A 21,990-nucleotide genomic window follows, 5' to 3' on the forward strand; every position below is an offset into this window, starting at 1 on the left:
AGTTTGATGTTCATGCTTAACAACGGAGGGGCGATGGCCAACTCCACCGCACCTGACGTGTGTAAAACACCCGTTCCGCCTGCTGGTCCGGTGCCGATTCCTTATCCCAATATTGCTGAAACCTCCATGGCCGATCCCGGCGGACTGGTGCCTGAAGTCCTGGTGGCAGCCATGCCGGCAATGAACATGATGAGCAAAGTCACCATGACTAACGGTGATCAAGCCGGTGTTGCGGGGGGCGTGATCTGCGGCAAAATCATGGGGGAAATGGCATTTATCGACGGCAGTGCGATGGTCATGGTTGGCGGCAAACCAGCCGTGCGTGTCACTTGCCAGACCACTCACAATGGCTCGCCCCCCAATACGATCGGAGTCGTCTCTGCTCCAAGTCAGACACAGGTATTGGTGCTGGGATGAACAAGGTATTTATTACGCTGTACGCGTTCTGCGCGTTGCTGGTCGGGTGCAGTAGCAGCCAGCAGTTGACCCCTGAGCAAAAGGCTCTTGGCGACCTGAAATGGAGTTACGCTCAAAACGCTATTGAACTGAGCCTCACTGCCGATAAGGACTTGAACCAATACGATGGTCAGGCCCACAACTTGCTGGTAGTAATTACCCAGTTCGATCAGATAAACGCCTTTGCGGCGTATACCGGCAGCTCCCAGCAGTTTAGTAGCCTGCTTTTGATGAACAGTGCACCGACCGGGATGATTGGTCTGACTCGAATATTTCTTGAGCCCGGACAGACCAAAACCCTGAGTCTTGCGCGCCTTGAGGGCGCAAAGATGGTCGGCATTGCGGTCGGTTACGCACATCTGGACCCGGCCCGCAGCGCAAAGCTTTACCAGATCGGAGTGGATGTCACATCCACCGGTTTTTTCAGTAAGGTTTGGACCGCCACACCGCAGCCAATTGCCATTGATTTGTTAATGGGCGCTGATACGTTGCTGCGGGGCAAAACAAGTCGTCTTGCGCTGCCAAAACCTGTGCAACCCAAAGAAGGTGAAGTGCGTCTTCCCGGCGTGCAGCAATAATTGTTTTATGGTGAGCGTCTAGTGCTCGCTTTTTTCAGCTTTTTGCGCCGAACACGAGCCTTATGAATATCGATCAAATGCTTTACTGGCATCAGGGTTTGTTCCTTCAGCCTCAACATTTTCAGCAGAACGACGCGCGTCTTGAGCGAAGCCTAAGCCGTACAACGGCCTTGACCAACGCACATCCATGGGGCTTGATCTCGTTGACGGTCAACGAGCCGGCGCTGGTCGCTAGGCAGTGTTTGTTGAATCAACTCTCGGTGCGCTTTGCCGAGGGTACGTTGGTTGAATATCCTGGTAACGCGATTCTGGAGTCGCGCAACCTCGAGTTGAGCGAGTTTGGAAGTGGACGTACGTTGTATGTTGGCCTTCGCCGGTTATTGCCGGGCGACGCCAACGCACAAGTCTTCGAAAGCCTTGCCGACGGCTCGCGGGCCGAGGCACGATTTGTTGTGGCCGCCGATCCGGAAGTCATCGCGGATCGCCTGGGCAATTCAGCGGAAGCTCGCGTTCGCGCCATGTCTTATGTGCTCCGGCTGTTTTGGGAGGACGAGCTTGAACACCTGAGCACCTACGAATTACTGCCTATTGCTCGTCTGGAGCTAGACGGTGATCGAGTCAGACTCGCTCAGCGCTATGTGCCGCCCTGCGTCAATCTCTCGGCATCGCCCATGCTCTTGCAAACCTTGCGCGAGATTCGTGATGAATTAGTGGGGCGGGCGCGTCAACTGTCTGTCTTCAAGCAGTCGGGCGAGTCACGGCGCGGCGACATTGATGGTTCGCAGGTCAACCACTTGATGGCCCTTGCTGTGCTCAATCGCTACGGCCCGCTGTTGACCCACTATCTTGAGACCCCACAGCTTGCACCGTGGCACCTTTACGGGACGTTGCGTCAGTTGGTTGGCGAGTTAAGCCTTTTTTCAGACGTTTGCGACATGCTCGGTGAAACCTCGGACCAACGCCAGTTGGTTGCGCCTTACCGGCATGAGGAGTCGGGGGCCGCAATCGTCTCACTGGTCGGGCTTATCGGTCAGCAACTCAACGAAGTCAGCGTAGGCTCTGAACTATTGGTGCGTCTGCAATGGCAGGACGGGTTGTATCAGGGCGAACTGCCAGAGGCCTTTTTCGGACCTCGACATCGGTATTTTCTGGTGGTGCGCAGCGAGGCAGATCCGGTGTTGTTGGCCGAGGGGTTACCGCTGGACGGCAAGTTGGGCGCTTTGAGTGTGATGGATAGCCTGGTTACTCGTGCGCTGCCGGGCGTTGAACTTATCTATTTACAGGTTCCACCACAAGGCCTGCCGCGCTTGGCGGGCGCGCTGTATTTCCGTCTCGAAACCCTCAGTGATGGCTGGGATACCTTGCAGCGCGAACGCCACGCCGCGTTCTTTTTGCCGCAACCTCCGGCAGACTTGATCATTGACCTAGTGGTAGTGCGTTCATGAGTGTCGCCCGGCTTGCTGACTGCTGGATGCCCGTCTTCGATGTCGCGAAGAAAGGCTTTGTTGACCCGATGCAGACTTACGACACCCTCGCGCCGACGCTGTTAGCCATGCTTGATGCCGCCGCCGCGCGAGCTCGCGAGCAACAGTTCGCCGAGGCGCAGGTGCGTGAGGCGTTGTTCGCAGTGGTGGCGTGGGTCGACGAGACCGCCATGTCCTTCGAATGGTCAGGCGCAACCCAGTGGCGTCGTGCGCCATTGCAGCGGCATTTCTTTTCTACCAGTCGGGCGGGGGTAGAGTTTTTTCAGCGTCTTGAAGCCTTGCCTGAAGCCGCCGATGAGGCCCGCGAGGTGTTTGGCCTGGTGCTGCTGAGCGGTTTTCAGGGTCGTTTTGCTACGCGCCCGGGCGGTGAGCTGGCGCAGTACCGTCGCTTGTGCCTGGAGCGGATTATCCTCGATAAAAAAATGAAGCCGCTGGATGCGCACAGCAAACTGTTCGATCAACCGGAAGAACATCTGGCGCACCGCGTCCAAGTGGTTCGGCGTGGCTTACCCGGAATTTCCCTGCTCCTGCTCATTGGTATTCCATTGATCATCCTGACTGCCCTGTACATCAGCTTTGACCTGTCTTTGGCTCAAGAAGTCAGCCTATTACTGGAGTCTCGCTGATGTTCAAAAAAGCGTGGACAGTGTTGCTGTGGTTGGTGCTCCTGCTAGTCCTGGCGATAGGGATCTGGGGGGTAGCACTGTATGTGGGTTGGCCATTTTGGTATGTGCCGATCATTTTTGTCGCAGTGATCGTGATGGCGCTGGCCACTCGTTGGGTTGGTCGACGTTGGTATGCCTGGCGCTTGCGGGCACGAATGGCAAAAGAGCTTCCACAAAACCGTCGCAATGAGGCCCCCGGTCTGGATCAAGACTGGAATACCGGGCTGAGAATGTTGCGCGAATCGCGCTTGAGCCGCCTAGGCTCGCCGTTATATGTGCTGCCTTGGTTTCTGATGCTGGGCGAGACCGGTAGCGGTAAAAGTGATCTGTTAAATCATAGCGGCCTGACTTCCGCATTGCGTCCCAATTTACGCAATAAGCAGGTACAAGCCACTGGAACGCTGGATTGGTGGTTTCTTGAGCATGGCGTGATCATTGACCCTGCCGGCCGTATGACCGAGGGCACCAGCGACTCCGGCGCTGAATGGCAGCGCCTGCTCTACTGGCTATTGCGCTCGCGCCGACGTGAGCCGCTCAATGGCGTACTGTTGGTCATTGACGCCAAACGCCTGCTCGAAGACTCTGACACCAGCCTTGCCGAGCAAGGGCAAAACCTTCGTCGGCGTCTGGACGACCTGGTCAAGGTTTTCGGTGCACGATTGCCGGTGTATTTCATCATCACGGGCGCAGAGGCCTTGCCTGGTTTCTTCCAGTGGGGCTCGGCCCTTACGCCGGTACAGCGCGAGCAGCCATTTGGCTTGATCAGCGCGCATCGCCAGAGTGCGGCGATGGCTTTTCTGGACGAAATGTTCAATGGCCTGAGCCAGCGCCTGTCGGACTTACGCATCGAGTTAGGTGTCCGTGGTCTGCCTGATGCTCACGCTTTCAGCCTGCCAGAGCGCATAGGTGAGCTACGCCCGCGTCTGGAAAAACTGTTGCTTCCGGCATTTGATGCCAATCCCTATAGCGATCCCCCCCTGCTCGGTGGTCTGTTCTTAACGGCGCAGATGCCTGCTCACGAAGATGAGATGCAGTCTGAAGGCTGGTTCAGTCACGACCTTCTGGGTCAATTGATACCCGGCCAGCGCCACGCCTATCAGCCTATCGATAAGTTGCGCCAATGGCGGCGTCTGCTCGTCCATACGGCTGTTATTGGCTGGCTGGGCGTTTGTGTCGGTGCTGGTGCGTTGATGATCTACGCCGACCGACATACCAAGGCGGTTCTAAGCGAAGCCAAGAGCGAACCCCCCGCCCCTGAGGCTTTTTCGGGTGGATTGGAAACGGACCTAGATGCACTTCGCCGATACCGTCAGGCGATCATCAACCTTTCTAATGCTCAGCAGGGAGGTTTGCGTAGTCTGCTGCCCTTCTCGCGGCATATTGAACACGTACAGGCACACTACCGCGCCGATTACGTAAGGCTGTTCAATAGCGAAGTTCGTACGCCGTTATTTGACGGGATCCTGTCGCAAAATCTGCGCAGTGCAGTGGTCCAAGGTGGCCCGCCGTTGATTGCCGCGTATTCCGAGTTTCTGGTGCGGCGTATCAACCTTCTTGATGCGCGGCTCAACGGTCAGCCGATGGACAATCTGCCATTAATGGGGCCTGAACTGAGCCTGCTGTATCAGGCATACGGTCCGTCAGTGAGCATCAGCGCGGCGCAAATGGCGACCGTTGGGACAAGTTATCGCGCCTATCTTAAATGGCAAACTGACCCCGCACCTCTGCAGAACCAACGTGACGCGTTGCTGGTGCAACTTGACAGCATGGGTTTGGAAAACCGGCCATTGGCTTGGCTGATTGCGTGGGCGGAACAGCAAGGCAATCTGCCGCCAATGATGCTGAGTGAATATTGGGTGGATGTCGATAACCCCGACTTTAGCCTTTCCGGTGCCTATACCTTGGAGGGGCACAACGCGATTCTGAGCTTTATTGATGAACTGGGCCGCGCCAGCCGGGGCCAGACGCTTTGGCAGGCACAGCGTGTGCGCTTTCTGGAGCAGTATCAAAATGATACCCAAGATGCTTGGTATCGCTTCATTCAGGGGAGCCTGCTCAGCGCGCAAACCCGCTTGAAAACCCGTTCTGATTGGCAGCAAACGCTGAGCGTGGTTGGTACTCCCAAAGATCCGTTCTTCAGATTATTGCATCGCAGCGCCGAACGTTTTGCGGTGATCCCGGTGCAGCAGCGCGCCCCTTGGGCCAATCGTGCGGTACTGATGGACCGCTTGCTTAAACTGGCCAGCAACGATGACCTACGTCCCGAGCCTGGGGCGTTGAGCAACTTGAAAGTTACCAATGCGCTTGGCGGAGACGTGCTCAAGGACGTGGCAAGCGGAGGCACGGTTAAGGCGGGGGTCAATGTGCTTCGTGATGAGCTTGTCCAGGCTCGCGCGCTGGCGAAGCTTTCACTTTTGATGAAGGGAGTGGTGGCCAATCTGCAGAAGAGTGATGCACAAGCCTTCCAAGTTGCCCTTGATACATGGGGCTATGGCACCGACCCAGCCGTCAAGAGTGCGCCATTGTGGGAGGCTTCTGACATTCGAAGCAGTTTGATCCAGGCGCTCAAGGGCCCTGATCCTCGGGAGGATGTGGTTTGGGGGCTGGCGACGGGTTATTTGGACTTTGCGATACATTACGCGGGTGAAATGGCCGCTTGTCGTATGCAGAGCGACTGGGCAGGCCAGTTGCTGAGCTCGATCCAAGGCGTTCGCGACCCTGTGATGATCAACGAGTTGCTTTATGGAGAGCGCGGTCAGTTGCCCGCATTCATGAGCGGCCCGGTGAAAAATTTTGTGCAGCGTGACACGCAGGGCTATAGCGGTCGCGAGGCCCTTGGTTTTCGGATTCCATTGACTGGGGCGTTTTATGCTTATGTCAGTCGCATGCAACACGCTCAGAACGATCTGACCAGCGCCCAACACAAGAGTCAGGCGCTACGTGCCTCTGACCAGCAAAAGAAGCAAACATTGGATGCCGAGCAAAAGGCCCTGACTGCAGAACAAGCCGACTTGAAGCAGAAAATTACTCTGCTGCAAGCGACTGCCGCTGTTGTGGAGCTTTCAGCAACCCCGTCGCAAGTTAACCTCAGCGCCCGATCGTTACCTCAGCAGACTCGATTGACCATGCAATGTAATGGCCGCTCAACGGTGCTGGATAATTTTAATTTCCCGACAAGTGCCAGTTTTGTCTGGTCGCCTGAGGCGTGTTTAGGCGTAACGCTGGAAATCAGCTTTGCCGACTTCAAGTTAACCCGTCATTGGACCGGTGATCATGCTTTTGTCGACTTCCTGCGGCTGTTCAAGGGCGGACAATATGTCTTCACGGCGGATGACTTCCCGAATCAGCGGGACCTGATGGGTACTGAAAACCTGACGAGCATTCAACTGACTTACCGCCAGCAGGGTGCGCAGGCACTGCTTGAAAAATATGAGCAGGCTGACCAGTTGAAATCGCAAGTCGCCCATACACAAGAGCGCCTGCAAGCTATCAGCGACGAACTGATCGCCATGGAAAGCCAAGCCGCGGAGCAAGAAGTGCTGCTGGCGGAGCAAGGTTCACCAACTCAGCAAGGGTTAGCGAGCATTCAGCCTCCGAGCGAAATTGCCTGGTGTTGGACACGTCAATCCCTAGAACCGGGTTTGCTCTCCACTGGAGGGCTGCGCTTGGACCTTGGCGTCTATGAAAACGAGAGGCGCCTGATTAATCTCGAAGAGCAACTGCGTATTTTAGGCTTTTCGACGTTGCGTGAACCGGTGCAAAAAGACAATGGCGCCACCGCGCAGCGATTGCTGGTGGTGTCATTGCGTGATAATGCGGCAGCGCATCGGGCGATCCTGGATATCGCACGAAAAATGGGAATCACCGCCAGGGTTGAGCCGGTTGTACCGGACAAAGTCGGCGCGCAATGAAGGGGCTGCGCCGCTCTCTGGCGCTGCGCATCACCTGTGTGCTTGCGCTGGTCCTAGCGCTGAGCTGGTGTGTGGCGGCCGGACTGAGTGCCTGGCGTACTTACGACCAGTTGCAGGGCGAGGCGCTGAAGGACCTTCGCCAGCGTCTGCTTCTGCTCTCGACTGTCGATAACGAGGATCTGCGTGACGCCGAGGAAGGCGCTCGGCGTTTGATGACCCTTTGGAACAACGGTGCCGCCAAGGAATTTGGTAGCCAGATTACCGCGCGCAGCACCATGTACTGGGTGTTGGACCCTGGCGGGCAGTCCGCCTCGGATGCGCGCAAGAAAGTGCAGATTCTCTCCCATGCCGCTGCGGCAGCCGAGGCGTTCGGTGTGGCTGGGCATTCGATGACAGTTGATACTTTTTTCTATTTTCCAGACATTGGCGCGGCGTTTTCCAGCGAGCCAGGCATTCCTGCGGGGTTTGCCGAGGCGCGTGCTGCGCACCTGCGTGAACTGTTCGAGCAACAGGGCAATAACGGTCCACTAGTTGTTTGGGACGGGCCGCACTATGAGTCGACTCTAGACCGCCGTCTGATTAGCGTGGTCACGGTGTCTCGCGATCCGCAAGGCAAACCGCTGTTCATCTCCGGCTATGAGTTGAAACTGGATGAGCGTTTGACGCGCATCGAGCAATTACTCGAGTCACATGCCAGCCTGCTGCTCAACGCCAGCGGCGAGCGGATTGCAGATCTGTCGCAGCATGCGCTGGATAACGTACCCGAGGAGCAACTAAAGCGATTTATCAACGGTTTGGATAGCAACCGCCCTTTCCCGCAGATCGTGCAGTTCAATGGAGTGCCGGCGGTGGTGGCGCGTCTCGAACAACCTGACTGGTATCTGATGGCGCTTTATCCACAGAAGCAACTTCGCGCTGGCGCCTTGCAACTGATCCTTGATGAAGTGCCATTTGCGATTATCGGTTTTATTCTGCTGACCTTGAGTTTGCTGCTAGTGCTGCGCCGTCAGTTGGCCACGCCGCTGGCCGACTTCGCCCAGGCCATTGAAGGCACGCTGGGCAGTGACGACTTGACTCGACGTCTGCCTGTGGAGCGCGAGGATGAACTGGGTCGTTTCGCCAAGGCCTATAACGAGTTGCTTGATGGTATGCAGGCCCAGCACGCCGGGCTTGAAAGCCAAGTCAGTGAGCGCACCCGCGATCTGCAGGTGGCGCGCGAGCAAGCCGACCAGGCCAACCAGCTCAAGGGCCAGTTTCTGGCCAATATGAGCCACGAAATCCGCACCCCGATGAATGCGGTCATCGGCATGAATCACTTGCTTGCCGATACTGCACTGACTGTTCAGCAACAGCATTTTGTGCTTTCTATTCGCGAGAACTCCGAGGCGCTGCTGGCCCTGATCAGTGACATTCTGGACTTTTCCAAGATCGAGTCCGGTAATCTCAACGTTGAGCGCATCGAGTTCGATCTGACCGAAGTGGTGGAAGAGGTTATCGAACTGCTGGCCCCACGCGCTGCCGAGAAGGGCGTGCGGATGATCTGCCAGATTGCCACCGATGTGCCCTCGGATGTTATGGGGGATCCATGGCGATTGCGGCAGATCCTGCTGAATCTGTTGAGCAACGCGGTCAAGTTCACCACCAGCGGGTCGATTCGTCTGGTGGTCTGGCGCGGCGAACAGCATCGCGTAGGCTTCAAGGTGATCGACACCGGTATCGGTATCGCGCCGAAAGCCCAAGCCGCCGTATTTGATGCTTTTTTACAAGCCGATGCGTCGACGACCCGGCATTACGGCGGAACCGGCCTGGGTCTTTCGATCAGCCAGCGGCTGGCTGGCCTGATGGGCGGAACCATCTGTTTGCAGAGCGAACTGAACGTCGGTTCAACCTTTAGTATGTTGCTGCCATTACCAAGTTGCCCGCCACGTGCGCAAGACGTCCCGCGTCTTTGGGGGCTACGCACGCTGGTGGTTGATGAGCACGCTGAAGAGCGTGAAGCGCTTATCGGCGTCCTCGGGCAATGGCAGATGCTCTGCCAGGGCGCGGCCTCAGCGCAAGCCGGGCTGACCATTATGCGCGAGCAGGCGCAGTTGGGCGTGGCGTTTGATTTGGTGCTGGTCAACTGGCGTTTGCCCTGCGTGGGCGGCCTGGAGTTTGCCAGGCTGTGTGGCAGTGATCCGGACCTGAAGGCGGCGCGGTTGATATTGATGGCTTCACACGGGGAAGCACTGTTGTCTGTCGATGAGCTCAGAGACAACGGGCTGGCGGCTTGCGTCGTGCGTCCACTGCGTCGCCAACACTTTTATCGCACACTGTGCGAAGTGCAGAGTGGTGCAACACCAAGCCTCAACGATGTGCCCTCGCCGTTACGTGCGCTTGAGCGTCACGCGTACAGTTTGGACGTATTGGTCGTCGACGATATCGCCACTAATCGGGAAATTACTCAGCTGTTTCTGGAGCGCTTCGGCCATCGTGTCAGTTTTGCCTGCGATGGCGTCCAGGCCTTGGAAATGCTTGCGCACAACGTCTTCGATGCGGTGCTGATGGATGGACAAATGCCACGCATGGACGGCATGGAAGCGGTGCGCCAGCTGCGCTCTGGGCAGTCCCTGGCACTGGATGAAGACGTCTGGGTGATAGCCCTGACCGCCAACGCCATGAGCGGCGACCGTGAGCGCTTTCTTGAGGCTGGGGCCAATGACTACTTGGCCAAACCCGTATTGCCAATGCAGCTTTTCGATGCGCTCAATTTGGTTATCGAACGCCAGCTTGAACGCGACATGGAATTGCGTCCGGCCGAACAAGACTTGGATACCCCCGTAAAAAATACGTCCGCAGAGGCATTGTCACAACCGGTTACGTCGATTCCAGCGCCGCTTTCGCCCTTGCACACGCCCCGCTTACAGCGCCTTTTCCTTGAGGATTGCCAAGCGCTGCTGGCGAGTTTAAAGGCCGCCATGGCCGTGCCCGATTTTGTCGAGGTCGCGCGTGTGGCTCATAGCCTTAAAGGGAGTGCCGGGCAATTCGGCGAGCAGTCGCTGGAAGCTGCGGCGGCGTTGGCCGAGCATGCCGCGCTGGCAGAAAATGCCGCCCAAGTGCTCCCCGCATTGCTGCAACTCGACACTCATATCGCGACCCTGGCTGGGCGTCAGCCTATCGTCCCTCCTGAGGCTTGATTACATGAAAATGCCGGAATGCCGTTTGTTACTGGTAGACGACCACAGAATAATCCGCGAAGGCTTACGTGCCCTGCTGGACGGTGCGCTAGGGCTGGACGTGGTCGGTGAGGCAGAAAATGGTCAGGAAGCCATTAGCCAATGCCGTGCATTGAATCCGGGTCTGATCCTGATGGACCTCAATATGCCTCAGCTGGACGGGGTGTCTGCCTTGAAACTGATCCACCAGCGCTGGCCTGAGATCCTGATCGTCGCGCTGACCTCCACCGTATCTGAACACAACGCCGCCTTGGCACTGGAGGCCGGTGCTTGTGGCTATGTGCTCAAGCGCAGCAGCCGTGATGATCTGTTGCACGCTATTGCTCAGGTGCGTGCCGGACGCATTTTTGTGGACCCTGCTCTGGATTCTTCCCAGGTCGAGGCTCTGCGCAGCGGCCAGACTTTGAGCGGTATCACCCTTACTGATCGCGAGCGGCAAGTACTCAAGTTGGTTGCTGAGGGCTCTCGTAACAGGGATGTTGCACAAGTGCTATGTATCAGTCTAAAGACGGTCGAAACCCATAGGCTCAACCTGATGAAAAAACTTGGTGCGCATAATGCGGCCGATCTGACTCAGTGGGCTTATCGGTTAGGGTTATTGGGTTCAGAGCAATAATGAGCCGTCTCCCGCCTCCAGAGAAAGGGGCCACTTCGGCACGTGGAAAAATCCTAAAGCTGGTCGATTCCATGTTATGGAATTCCCAGGCCTAGACAGCGTCAGGTTGATGGGATATTGCCTTAACGTCATGGGATTCAAACCGTCCGAAAAGGATGAAGGATATTGCTCGGTCTGGCGAGATCTGCATATTGATTTCATCGCTTGAGTTAAGCGGGATATTACCTTCTGCTAAAGGCTTATCCAGCTATCCCCCGGGAATGCTTTGTCGATGGCATGTCCTACGATGAGCAGAGCAGCCGCTTAGTGATTCGTTATGCGGGCAAAGATGGGGGCGAGTATCTTGAGGTTGATCCACGACAGGGCCCGACCCTGCTTAACAGAACTGGACTGGCAGTCGCCGTACGTCCTCTCGCAGCAGGCGTTGCTATGTCCTGCTCTACGTGGGATCAACTATTGTGTGAAACGAGTAGGTTTTGCTCATTTATTAAGTAAATACCGGTAGGCGGAATCACAAAAAAGCTGATCTTCTATCAGAGTTTGTTGAGGTTCCTGATTCATCTATTCTGTGAACCTACACAGATAATCGCAAACACAAAAAAGGCCAACGCTTAGCGTTGGCCTTTTTTATTGAGTGCAGATTGGTGACTTTCCAAATGCTCCACGTGGAACACCATCATTTTCAGTCTTGAGATGCCGCTGCCACACTCTCCAACCGATACCCATACCCGTAGATCGTCAGCAACTGCCAACCTCGATCTGCGGTCAACCCCAGCTTGTTGCGCAGCCGATAGATATGGGTATCGAGCGGCCGCGACGAGACCATTTCTTCATGGGTCCAGAACCGCTCGTAGAGATACTCTCGGGACAGTGGCCGCGCCAGGTTGGCAAACAAGCAGCTAGCCAGACGATACTCACGTTCGGTGAGGTTGATCGGTTTACCCGCGCGCGTCACGGTCAGTTCAGCATCGTCAAAGGTCAGGTCATTAAAGCTCTGTACTTCGTGAGTTGCTGACTTCTGCAGGCCGTGGCGACGTAGAACCGCGGTGACCCGTGCTTTCAACTCATTGGGACGAAAGGGTTTGCTGACGTAATCATCGGCGCCACTGTTCAGTGCGGTTACGATATCGCTCTCGGCATCACGGCTGGTGAGCATGATTACCGCTGGTGGCGACTCCATGTGTTCACGGGTCCAACGCAGCAGCGCGATACCGGTGATGTCCGGCAGTTGCCAGTCGAGTATCAACAGGTCGAAGGTTTCCCGACGCAGTTGGCGTAACAGGTCTTCACCGCGTTCGAAGCAATGCAGGGTCCAGGGCTGTTCGGCGGTACTGGGGATCTGTCGCAGTGTCTGTTCCACCCGTCGCAATTCCGCGGGCTCGTCATCCAGTATTGCGACACGCATGGGTGGGTCCTTTCTTCTTGAAGAGTACAGCAGCCGTTGGCCAGTTTATTTACAGGCACATACAGCGCAGATGCCGGTCTTTGAATCTGAATAATTGTGCTCAGATTCGTCGACCCCTTGGATCTCTCGGTACGCTGACATCAATGAGCGATTAACCCATTGAACGTCTTCAATCCGATGGGGAAAGATACCGGCTCCCGACCGTAAGGAAAAGGATCAGCCGACGCATGCGCTGTCGTAAACTTGCGTGTGCTGATGTCAGATGCCCTCTGGAATCCCAAGCGTGATGAGCACCATGATTCTTTCCCCCAACTGCTTGCGCCTCGCCCTCCCCTCATTGTTGATCATGGCGGTCGGTTCTGTGGATGCTGCCGCCAAGATTCGCTCGCCTTACATTGATGACAACCAACTGTGCCGCGCCCAGCCGTTGCCTGCAGTCGTGCTGCACCTCACCGGGGGCGCCTGGAAGCTCGATTCCAAGGGCAACGCGAGCCCTTTGCTTGAAGGCATGACCATTGATGAACAGGAAGGCGTAAAGACGTCGGCGACGGCGTTTGTCAGCCTGTTGCTCGGCGATGGTTCCCGGGTGGTGTTGCCCGCCAGCTCTCAAGTGCGATTGCATCTGGATGAAAAGCTGTCGATTCCCCAGGTCGTGCTTGAACAGGGCCAAGCCGAGGCCTATGTGATCAAGCGCGCCAGTGACCACGACCGCTTTCAGATCGTGACGCCGGTGGGTGTACTGGGCGTGCGAGGTACGCACTTTCGGGTGCGCAATGATGCGGAGCAATCGGTGCTTGAGGTGTTGGAAGGCCAGGTAGCAGTCAAGCGCGAGATGAAAACCAAGACAGTGGAAAACGAGGTAAAAGTGGGCGCCCGGCAAGGTCTGCTTTTCAAGACACAGGGTGAACTGAAACCCATGGAACTGCTCGCCGCACCGAAGCTTGTTGGGCAGGACGGTCAGAAAGGCGAGGCTCCCGTCTGGAGTTTGTACCTTCGGCCTTTGCCCGGTGCCCAGCGATACCGTGCCCAGGTCGCCACCGATAAAGCATTTATGAACATCAAGCAGGAAAATTTTTCCAGCGTGCCGAAAATGAGCTTCACTGGGCTTAAAGCGTCGTTTTATCACGTGCGCCTGTCGGCATACGATGAAAACGGCCTGGAGGGAGAAACCGGGGTCTATGACATCTTTTACTACCCGCCCACCCCTCAGGCACATGACCAATGATGCTCTGGCACAAGACCGAGAAACGTCAACCTACCCATGCTCAACGCCTGTTCCATGGCTTGGTGCGTGAGTGGTTATGGATTGGTTTGCTGCTGCTGCCCTTCACCGCTTACCTGTCATTGAGCCCAGGCCTGGCTCTGAATAACCCGTTGTACGACAGCCTGCGCCGTCTCACTCCCCTGCCGGTCGACCCGCGTATCCTGCTGGTGACCATCAATGATCCCAGCCTGAAAAAGCTTGGCCAATGGCCCTGGCCGCGAAGCCTGCACGCGGATCTGATCGACCGCCTGAGTGCCGCCCAGCCCATGGGTATTCTGTTCGATGTGATCTTCAGTGAACCCGGCGATCCCACACAGGACAAGCGCCTGGCCGAGTCGGTCTGCAACGCCGGCAATGTCTTGTTGCCGCTGGTGCGAGAGGGTACGGCGAGCTACAGCCAACCCGGCGCGCAGATGCTGCCGTTGCTCAAATGTGCCAAGGGCTTGGGCCATATCAATGTGGAGGCGGACAGTGATGGCGTAGTCCGCAGGTTGTATATGCGTGAAGGCCCACCCGATGCCACGGCGCCGCAACTGGCCTGGCTGGCCTACGAGATGAGCGGCGAGTTATCAGAGATGCCGGGTGAACCTCTGCGCTCGACCACCCAACACTGGCATCGTGAACATGCAATCCGTATCCCGTTTATCGCGTCACATGCGCGTTTTCCCCGTGTGTCCTATGTCAGTGTCCTGCGCGGTGAAGTACCTCCTGAGCAGTTGCGCAATCGCCTGATCCTTGTCGGGTCGACGGCTTCCGGGATGGGCGATCGGTTCGTCACGCCACTCTCCTCCACGGTCGGCAACACGGCGGGCGTGGAGATCCAGGCCAACGTGCTGAATGGCTTGCTGCAAGGCCGCAGCATCGTTGATCTGCCGTGCTGGCTCGCGGCGCTGATGGCGACCGCCCTGGTGGCATTGCTGCTAGGCCTGCTGCTCTACCGACCGCGCTATGCGCTCTGGATGACCCTGGGCTGCATGGCCACCTCACTGCTGGGTTCCTGGGCATTGTTGCGCCTCGGCCATTGGTGGTCGCCCGCTGCCTGTTTGATCGGCTTGTTGCTCAGCTACCTCATCTGGAACTGGCGTCGTCTCAGCGTGATCATCGCCTACTTCGGCTGGGAATTCACACGCCTTGATAACGAACCCAAAGTATTGCCCGAACGCCGCCGTGCGCCCGCCAGCAAAGGCGACGTATTACAGGCGCGTATCTTTGCCCTGGAACAAGCCGTAAGCCGCACTCGCGACACACGACGCTTCATGTCCGATGGTCTGGAGTGTTTGCCGGTAGCGACGCTGATTACCGATCCCAAGGGCAATATCCTGCTGGCCAACCGCATCGCCCGGGAAGTGTTCGGTAATGTTCTGGTCAATGAAAACCTGTTGGAGCAACTGGCAGATCTCGGCTACCCGCCGCTGCACAATGGCGTCCGCCCTGCCCTCCCAATGCTGGAGCTCGTCGAGTTCCGGGATATCCACCAGCGCAGCCTGCGCATGGAGCTTGCGCCGTTGCTACCGGCCGAGGGCGATGTTGCACTTGGATGGCTGCTTAGCCTGACGGACTTGAGTAAAGAACGCGAAGCCCAGCAACACCGCGAGACCATGTTGCGGTTCCTCTCCCACGACCTGCGCGCACCGCATTCGGCAATCCTCGCGCTGCTGGATGTGCATAACGGCGAGTCACCGGTTTTCGCTCAGATCGAACAACAAGTTCGTCGCGCCTTGAGCCTCACCGAATCCTTCGTGCAACTGGCGAAAGCCGAAGCTGACGGTTACCAGTTCCAGCCAACGTTGTTCGCCATGTTGGTAATGGATGCCTTTGATCAAGTCGCAGTGATCGCCCAACTGAAGGGGATCCATCTGGTTCACGACCTGGATGAAGCCGATGAGGGTATGGTCTCGGCTGACCAGTCACTGCTTACTCGTGCGTTGTTCAACGTGCTTGAGAACGCCATCAAGTACTCGTCCTCCGGTACGACCGTGAGGTTGAGGCACAGCAGTGAGCAAGGCTGGTTGGAATGTCGCATCAGTGACCAAGGTCCAGGGATTGCCGAACAGGACTTGCCGGAACTGTTCAGCCAATACCGTCGCTTCGATTCAGCCCAGGGCAGCGAGGGATTAGGATTGGGACTGACCATGGTCAAAGCCGTGGTGGAGCGCCATGGTGGGCGCATCCGTTGCGAAAGCGTGGTGGGTAAAGGCAGCACTTTCAGCCTGCAACTGCCGCTGCTGGAAGACTGAAAAATTCGACTTTACCGCTGTGCATAAAAAACCGGTCACAAGGACCGGTTTTTTTATGCTGAAAAAACTTATGCACGTTTTTGGTGATTTTATGAGCTCTGGAAATATCTAATAAAATCAGATTCTTATAAGACAAAAATGGCAATTCACCAACAATCCGTGCACAGCTTATCCACAGATACTCAGGTCACGGGTGTTTCGACCACAATCGGCTCCGGCGGCAGCGAACCCATCGCCCGTTGCTGCGCTTGATTCCATGCCTGGGCACGGTCATTCAACGCGGCAATTGCACGTGGTCCTTCACCTTCGGCGTACATCGGTTCGCCAATGACCACCGTGATAGTCCCCGCGCGTTTGGCCCAGCCAGTCTTAGGCCAAAATTTGCCAGCGTTATGGGCAATCGGCAGCACTGGCAGGTTGGCGTTGACCGCCAAAGCCGTACCTCCGCGTGAGAACTTGCCTACGGTGCCGAAGGGCACACGTGTACCTTCGGGGAAGATCAGTACCCAAACGCCACCCTTGAGCAGCTCGTCGCCCTTCTTGGCCACATGCTTGAGCGCTGCCTTGGGGTTGTCACGGTCAATAGCGATGGGACGCAACATGGCCATCGCCCAGCCGAAGAACGGCACGTACAGCAGCTCACGCTTGAGCACCTGGCTCAACGGCGAGAAGTACGCCGAAAGAAAGAACGTCTCCCAGGTGCTCTGGTGGTTCGACAGAATCACGCAGGGCTGATCCGGGACATTTTCCGCGCCTTTTATCTCGAAGCGAATGCCCAGGAACACCTTGGTCAACCACAACGCGCAACGGCACCAATAGACATTGATAAAGCGATAACGCGCTTTGAATGGCAGGAACGGTGCAATAAAAAAGCTCAGGGTGCACCAGAGAAACGAACTGGTGCCCAGCAGCAGGTAAAAGAAAAAGGTTCTGATGGCCTGCAAAATCGACATGGCGGCATTTACCGTTGCGGGACAACGCCCGCCTGTTAAAAGCGCTCTCCCGAACATCCTTGGTCAGGAAGTCGAGGGCGGCTAGTTGTTGATAAGTTCTGCGGCCACGGCCGCCAGATCGTCAAAAATCAAAGTGCCTACCGGCAGGTTTTTCGCCTGGGTCTTTTCGCCTTTTCCGGTCTTAACCAAAACTGGCTGAGAGTCGACGGCTTTGGCCGCCTCCAGGTCACCGAGGCTGTCCCCGACGAACCATATCCCAGCCAAGGGCACCTTGTAATGTTCTGCAATGATTTTCAACATGCCGGGCTTGGGTTTGCGGCAATCGCAGCCCTCATCCGGCCCGTGGGGGCAATACACCACCAACCCCACCTCGCCACCCTGCTCGGCCACCATGGTGCGCAGGCGCGCGTGCATGGCGTCCAGGGTTGCGATGTCGTAGTAGCCACGGGCGATGCCGGACTGGTTGGTGGCGATGGCCACCGTCCAGCCGGCTTTGCTCAACTGCGCGATGGCCTCGATCGAGCCGGGCAGTGGAACCCATTCCTCCACCGACTTGATGTAAGCGTCGGAGTCGTAATTGATCACCCCGTCCCGATCGAGAATCAGAAGTTTCAACAGGGTCAACTCAGCGTCGAAATGTCAGCGATGTTGACGAACAATCCACGCAGACGCGCGAGCATGGCGTAGCGGTTTTTCCGCACGCCTGCATCTTCGGCATTGATCATCACCGCTTCAAAGAACGCATCCACCGGCTCGCGCAAGGTCGCCAGGCGCGCCAGTGCTTCGGCATAGTTACGCTCAGCGATCAGCGGTTTCACTGCGTTTTCAGCCTTGGCGATGGCCGAGTTCAGCGAGAACTCCTTGGCATCGGCGAACAGGCCAGGGTCGACGTCAGCGTTGCCCAGGCCTTCGGCCTTGCTCAGCAGGTTCGAGACACGCTTGTTCACGGCGGCCAATGCGTCGGCTTCCGGCAGTTTGCGGAAGGCCTGCACGGCTTGTACGCGCTGGTCAAAGTCCAACGCCGACCCTGGTTGCAGGGCACGCACCGACAGGTACACGGACACGTCCACGCCTTCATCTTCATAGCGCGCGCGCAGGCGGTCGAACACGAATTCCAGCACTTGCTCGGCGAGGCCCGCTTGCTTGACCTTGGCACCGAACTGGCCGACCGCAAACGACACGGCCTGGGTCAGGTCGAGGTCCAGCTTCTTGTCGATCAGGATGCGCAACACGCCCAGGGCCGCACGGCGCAAGGCATACGGGTCTTTGCTGCCGGTGGGCAGCATGCCGATACCGAAGATGCCAACGAGCGTGTCGAGCTTATCCGCGATGGCCACGGCTGCACCGGTCAGGGTGCTTGGCAATTCAGCGCCAGCACCGCGCGGCATGTACTGCTCGTTCAGCGCCAAGGCAACGTCATCCGGCTCGCCGTCGTTGAGAGCGTAGTAGTAGCCGGCAACACCTTGCATCTCCGGGAACTCGCCGACCATCTCGGTGGCCAGGTCGCACTTGGACAGCATGCCCGCACGCGCAGCCCAGGTAGCATCGCCGCCAATGCGTGGCGCAATATAAGCGGCAAGCTTGGAAACCCGCACGGCCTTATCGTAGACACTGCCGAGTTTTTCCTGGAACACCACGTTTTGCAGGCGCAGGTTGAAGTCTTCGAGCTTCTGCTTTTTGTCTTGCTTGAAGAAGAACTCGGCGTCGGTCAGGCGCGGGCGAACGACTTTCTCGTTACCGGCGATGATCTGCTGCGGGTCTTTGCTCTCGATGTTGGCCACGGTAATAAAGCGCGGCAGCAACTTACCCTCCACGTCCAGCAGGCAGAAATACTTCTGGTTGTCCTGCATGGTAGTGATCAGCGCTTCTTGCGGCACATCGAGGAAACGTTCTTCGAACGAGCACACCAGCGGCACCGGCCATTCGACCAACGCGGTCACTTCGTCGAGCAGGCTTGGCGGCACGATGGCGGTACCTTCCTGCAGGCGTGCCAGCTCCTCGGTGCGCTTGCTGATCAATTCGCGACGCTCATTGGCGTCGGCCAGCACGTAGGCAGCACGCAGGTCTGTCACGTAGTTGGCCGGCGAAGTGATGCGCACGGCTTGCGGGTGGTGGAAGCGATGACCACGCGAATCACGGCCTGCTTTTTGGGCGAGGATCGTGCAGTCGATGACCTGGTCACCGAGCAGCATTACCAGCCACTGGGTCGGACGTACGAACTCTTCTTTGCGCGCACCCCAGCGCATGCGCTTCGGGATCGGCAAATCGTTCAGCGAGTCCTCAACGATGGTCGGCAACAAGCTGGCGGTCGGTTTGCCAGTGATGACCTGGCTGAACCGCAGTTTCGGGCCGCTCTGGTCGATCTCGCTCAGCTCGACGCCACACTTCTTGGCGAAGCCAAGGGCGGCTTGAGTCGGGTTGCCTTCGGCGTCGAACGCAGCCTGGCGTGGCGGGCCGTCAATGTTGATGCTGCGGTCCGGCTGCTGGGTTTCCAGTGCGGTCAGCAGTACCGCCAGGCGACGTGGCGCGGCGTAGACCTTCTTCGCTTCGAACTTCAAGCCAGCGCTTTGCAGGCCTTTTTCGATACCGGCCAGGAACGCGTCGGCCAGTGTGTTGAGGGCCTTGGGTGGCAGCTCTTCGGTGCCCAGTTCAACCAGGAAATCTTGAGCACTCATTGTGCAGCCTCCAGCTTAGCCAACACTTCATCACGCAGGTCCGGGGTTGCCATCGGGAAGCCCAGCTTGGCGCGAGCCAGCAGGTAGGCTTGGGCGACGGAACGCGCCAGCGTGCGCACACGCAGGATGTATTGCTGACGTGCGGTCACCGAGATAGCACGGCGCGCATCCAGCAGGTTGAAGGTATGGGACGCCTTCAACACCATTTCATAGCTTGGCAACGGCAGCGGCTGGTCGAGCTCGATCAGGCGCTTGGCTTCGCTTTCATAGAAGTCGAACAGTTCGAACAGCTTGTCGACGTTGGCGTGTTCGAAGTTGTAGGTGGACTGCTCCACTTCGTTCTGGTGGAACACATCGCCGTAGGTGACCTTGCCGAACGGACCGTCAGCCCACACCAGGTCGTAGACCGAGTCCACGCCCTGCAGGTACATGGCCAGGCGCTCGAGGCCGTAGGTGATCTCGCCGGTCACCGGGTAGCACTCGATGCCACCCGCTTGCTGGAAGTAAGTGAACTGCGTCACTTCCATGCCATTGAGCCAGACTTCCCAACCCAGGCCCCAGGCGCCCAGGGTTGGCGACTCCCAGTTGTCTTCGACGAAACGGATGTCGTGCACCAGTGGGTCCAGGCCGACGTGTTTGAGCGAGCCCAGGTACAGTTCCTGGAAGTTGTCCGGGTTCGGCTTCAATACCACCTGGAACTGGTAGTAGTGCTGCAGACGGTTCGGGTTTTCGCCGTAGCGGCCGTCAGTCGGGCGACGACTGGGCTGCACATAAGCGGCGTTCCAGGTTTCCGGGCCGATGGCCCGCAGGAATGTAGCGGTGTGGAAAGTGCCGGCGCCTACTTCCATATCGTAGGGCTGAAGTACCACACAACCTTGCTCGGCCCAGTATTGCTGGAGGGCGAGGATCAAGTCTTGGAAGGTACGCACGGCTGGCGTAGGCTGGCTCACGAAATTCACCTGTTACTTGGGCTGCGATTTAAAGAGCGGGAGTATACCCGATTCGGCCGCGCCACCATCCCCTGGAGCCTTATGCCACGCTGCTTTTGGTGTTCTGAAGATCCGCTGTACATGGCTTATCACGATCAGGAGTGGGGAACGCCGCTGCGCGATGCGCAGGGTTTGTTCGAGTTGCTTTTGCTCGAAGGGTTCCAGGCGGGCCTGTCCTGGATCACCGTTTTACGCAAACGCGAGCATTATCGAAAGGTCTTGTTCGGGTTTGATGCGCAACGGTTGGCGCAGTTGAGCGATGGCGAGATCGAAGTACTGATGCAGGATCCTGGCATCGTGCGCAATCGCCTGAAACTCAATGCCACCCGCCGCAATGCCGCCGCCTGGCTGGCGCTGGAAGATCCGGTCGTCTTGCTCTGGTCCTTCGTCGGTGGCAAACCCAAGGTCAATCATTTCAAGGACCGCAGCGAAGTCCCGGCGATCACGCCCGAGGCCGAAGCCATGAGCAAAGCCCTGAAAAAAGCCGGCTTCACCTTTGTCGGCCCGACCATTTGCTACGCGTTCATGCAGGCCTGCGGCATGGTCATGGACCACACCCAAGACTGCGACCGTTACGCGGACTTGGCCAACGCCGGTTAGAATGCCGGCTTTGCGCACCACACACGAACAGGAGTGACCTGTGGAAAAGTTTAAAGGCGCCTTGCTGGTAGGCGCTCTCCGGTTGTTTGCCCTGCTGCCTTGGCGCGCTGTGCAGGCCGTCGGCACGGCCATTGGCTGGGTCATGTGGAAAACCCCCAACCGTTCCCGCGAGACGGTGCGGATCAACCTCTCCAAGTGCTTCCCCGACATGGACCCCGCCGAGCGCGAAGCGTTAGTCGGCCGCAGCCTGATGGACATCGGCAAGTCCCTGACCGAAAGCGCCTGCGCCTGGATCTGGCCAGCCCAACGCTCAATCGACCTGGTGCGCGAAGTCGAAGGCTTGGACGTGCTGCACGAAGCCCTGGCTTCGGGCAAAGGCGTGGTCGGCATCACCAGCCACTTGGGCAACTGGGAAGTGCTGAACCATTTCTATTGCAACCAGTGCAAACCCATCATTTTTTACCGTCCGCCCAAGCTCAAGGCAGTGGATGAGTTGCTGCGCAAGCAGCGGGTGCAACTGGGTAATCGAGTGGCGGCGTCGACCAAGGAAGGCATCCTCAGTGTGATCAAGGAAGTGCGTAAGGGCGGCCAGGTGGGTATCCCCGCCGACCCGGAGCCGGCGGAATCTGCGGGGATCTTCGTACCGTTCTTCGCCACCCAGGCGCTGACCAGCAAGTTTGTGCCAAATATGTTGGCGGGCCACAAAGCGGTCGGCGTGTTCCTGCATGCGCTGCGGCTGCCCGACGGTTCGGGTTACAAAGTGATCCTGGAAGCGGCGCCGGAAGATATGTACAGCACCGACACCGCCACGTCCTGCGCGGCGATGAGCAAGGTGGTGGAGCGGTATGTCGGTGCTTACCCGAGCCAATACATGTGGAGCATGAAGCGCTTCAAGAAACGCCCGCCGGGTGAGGCGCGGTGGTACTGAGCCACCCCTGACTC

General features: G+C 57.7%; 16 protein-coding genes. 11 read left to right on the top strand and 5 right to left on the bottom strand.

Features of this window, described 5'->3' with window-relative positions:
• Nucleotides 1-33: 33 nt before the first annotated feature.
• The 7 genes from AACY44_RS06825 (at nt 34) to AACY44_RS06855 (ending at nt 10,925) form a co-directional block, all read left to right on the top strand.
• On the top strand, nt 34-417 hold the full coding sequence (locus AACY44_RS06825) for a DUF4150 domain-containing protein (protein WP_339419303.1): 384 nt from the start codon (nt 34-36) through the stop codon (nt 415-417).
• Complete coding sequence (tssJ, locus tag AACY44_RS06830) at nt 414-1,034, top strand: type VI secretion system lipoprotein TssJ (RefSeq protein ID WP_339419301.1); 621 nt, start codon at nt 414-416, stop codon at nt 1,032-1,034. Before AACY44_RS06825 ends, tssJ begins: the two co-directional genes overlap by 4 nt.
• Nucleotides 1,035-1,096: 62 nt before the next feature.
• A complete protein-coding gene (tssK, locus tag AACY44_RS06835) occupies nt 1,097-2,479 on the top strand; it encodes a type VI secretion system baseplate subunit TssK (protein ID WP_339419299.1) in 1,383 nt (460 codons plus the stop codon).
• Nucleotides 2,476-3,144, top strand: coding sequence for a DotU family type IV/VI secretion system protein (locus tag AACY44_RS06840; protein WP_339419297.1), 669 nt, complete (start codon nt 2,476-2,478; stop codon nt 3,142-3,144). The genes tssK and AACY44_RS06840 overlap by 4 nt, the downstream gene beginning before the upstream one ends.
• Complete coding sequence (locus AACY44_RS06845) at nt 3,144-7,094, top strand: type VI secretion protein IcmF/TssM N-terminal domain-containing protein (protein WP_339419295.1); 3,951 nt, start codon at nt 3,144-3,146, stop codon at nt 7,092-7,094. Before AACY44_RS06840 ends, AACY44_RS06845 begins: the two co-directional genes overlap by 1 nt.
• On the top strand, nt 7,091-10,270 hold the full coding sequence (locus tag AACY44_RS06850) for a response regulator (protein ID WP_339436897.1): 3,180 nt from the start codon (nt 7,091-7,093) through the stop codon (nt 10,268-10,270). The genes AACY44_RS06845 and AACY44_RS06850 overlap by 4 nt, the downstream gene beginning before the upstream one ends.
• A 4-nt stretch (nt 10,271-10,274) precedes the next feature.
• Nucleotides 10,275-10,925 carry a two component system response regulator gene (locus AACY44_RS06855; protein WP_339419291.1) on the top strand — a complete coding sequence of 217 codons (651 nt, stop codon included), beginning with the start codon at nt 10,275-10,277 and terminating at the stop codon, nt 10,923-10,925.
• 682 nt (nt 10,926-11,607) lie between these two features.
• Here AACY44_RS06855 and AACY44_RS06860 read toward each other — a convergent pair.
• Nucleotides 11,608-12,330, bottom strand: a complete 723-nt coding sequence (locus AACY44_RS06860; protein ID WP_049710807.1) for a response regulator transcription factor — start codon at nt 12,328-12,330, stop codon at nt 11,608-11,610.
• A gap of 346 nt (nt 12,331-12,676) precedes the next feature.
• Between AACY44_RS06860 and AACY44_RS06865 the strand changes: the two genes are divergently transcribed.
• Both AACY44_RS06865 and AACY44_RS06870 read left to right on the top strand, forming a co-directional pair.
• Nucleotides 12,677-13,555, top strand: coding sequence for a FecR family protein (locus tag AACY44_RS06865; RefSeq protein WP_339436903.1), 879 nt, complete (start codon nt 12,677-12,679; stop codon nt 13,553-13,555).
• Nucleotides 13,552-15,831 carry a CHASE2 domain-containing protein gene (locus tag AACY44_RS06870; RefSeq protein WP_339436896.1) on the top strand — a complete coding sequence of 760 codons (2,280 nt, stop codon included), beginning with the start codon at nt 13,552-13,554 and terminating at the stop codon, nt 15,829-15,831. The genes AACY44_RS06865 and AACY44_RS06870 overlap by 4 nt, the downstream gene beginning before the upstream one ends.
• Nucleotides 15,832-16,013: 182 nt before the next feature.
• Here AACY44_RS06870 and AACY44_RS06875 read toward each other — a convergent pair whose 3' ends face one another.
• The 4 genes from AACY44_RS06875 to glyQ all read right to left on the bottom strand — a co-directional run bounded on the left by AACY44_RS06875 (nt 16,014) and on the right by glyQ (nt 20,409).
• The gene (locus tag AACY44_RS06875) at nt 16,014-16,784 is read right to left on the bottom strand and encodes a lysophospholipid acyltransferase family protein (protein ID WP_339436895.1); all 771 of its coding nucleotides are present in this window, start codon (nt 16,782-16,784) and stop codon (nt 16,014-16,016) included.
• An 81-nt stretch (nt 16,785-16,865) separates the two neighbouring features.
• Entirely contained in the window at nt 16,866-17,399 is a 534-nt protein-coding gene (gene gmhB, locus AACY44_RS06880; RefSeq protein WP_339419284.1) for a D-glycero-beta-D-manno-heptose 1,7-bisphosphate 7-phosphatase, read from the bottom strand.
• 5 nt (nt 17,400-17,404) lie between these two features.
• Nucleotides 17,405-19,459 carry a glycine--tRNA ligase subunit beta gene (gene glyS / locus AACY44_RS06885; RefSeq protein ID WP_339427734.1) on the bottom strand — a complete coding sequence of 685 codons (2,055 nt, stop codon included), beginning with the start codon at nt 19,457-19,459 and terminating at the stop codon, nt 17,405-17,407.
• Nucleotides 19,456-20,409: a glycine--tRNA ligase subunit alpha gene (gene glyQ / locus AACY44_RS06890; RefSeq protein ID WP_003187265.1), complete on the bottom strand. Its 954-nt coding sequence runs from the start codon at nt 20,407-20,409 to the stop codon at nt 19,456-19,458. Before glyQ ends, glyS begins: the two co-directional genes overlap by 4 nt.
• 81 nt (nt 20,410-20,490) lie before the next feature.
• Between glyQ and AACY44_RS06895 the strand changes: the two genes are divergently transcribed.
• Both AACY44_RS06895 and AACY44_RS06900 read left to right on the top strand, forming a co-directional pair.
• Nucleotides 20,491-21,048, top strand: coding sequence for a DNA-3-methyladenine glycosylase I (locus AACY44_RS06895; RefSeq protein ID WP_339436894.1), 558 nt, complete (start codon nt 20,491-20,493; stop codon nt 21,046-21,048).
• Between the two features lie 40 nt (nt 21,049-21,088).
• Entirely contained in the window at nt 21,089-21,976 is an 888-nt protein-coding gene (locus tag AACY44_RS06900; protein ID WP_339419280.1) for a lysophospholipid acyltransferase, read from the top strand.
• Nucleotides 21,977-21,990: the final 14 nt, after the last annotated feature.

The organism is Pseudomonas sp. RA_15y_Pfl1_P11 (assembly GCF_963970975.1).
Taxonomy (GTDB): domain Bacteria; phylum Pseudomonadota; class Gammaproteobacteria; order Pseudomonadales; family Pseudomonadaceae; genus Aquipseudomonas; species Aquipseudomonas tritici.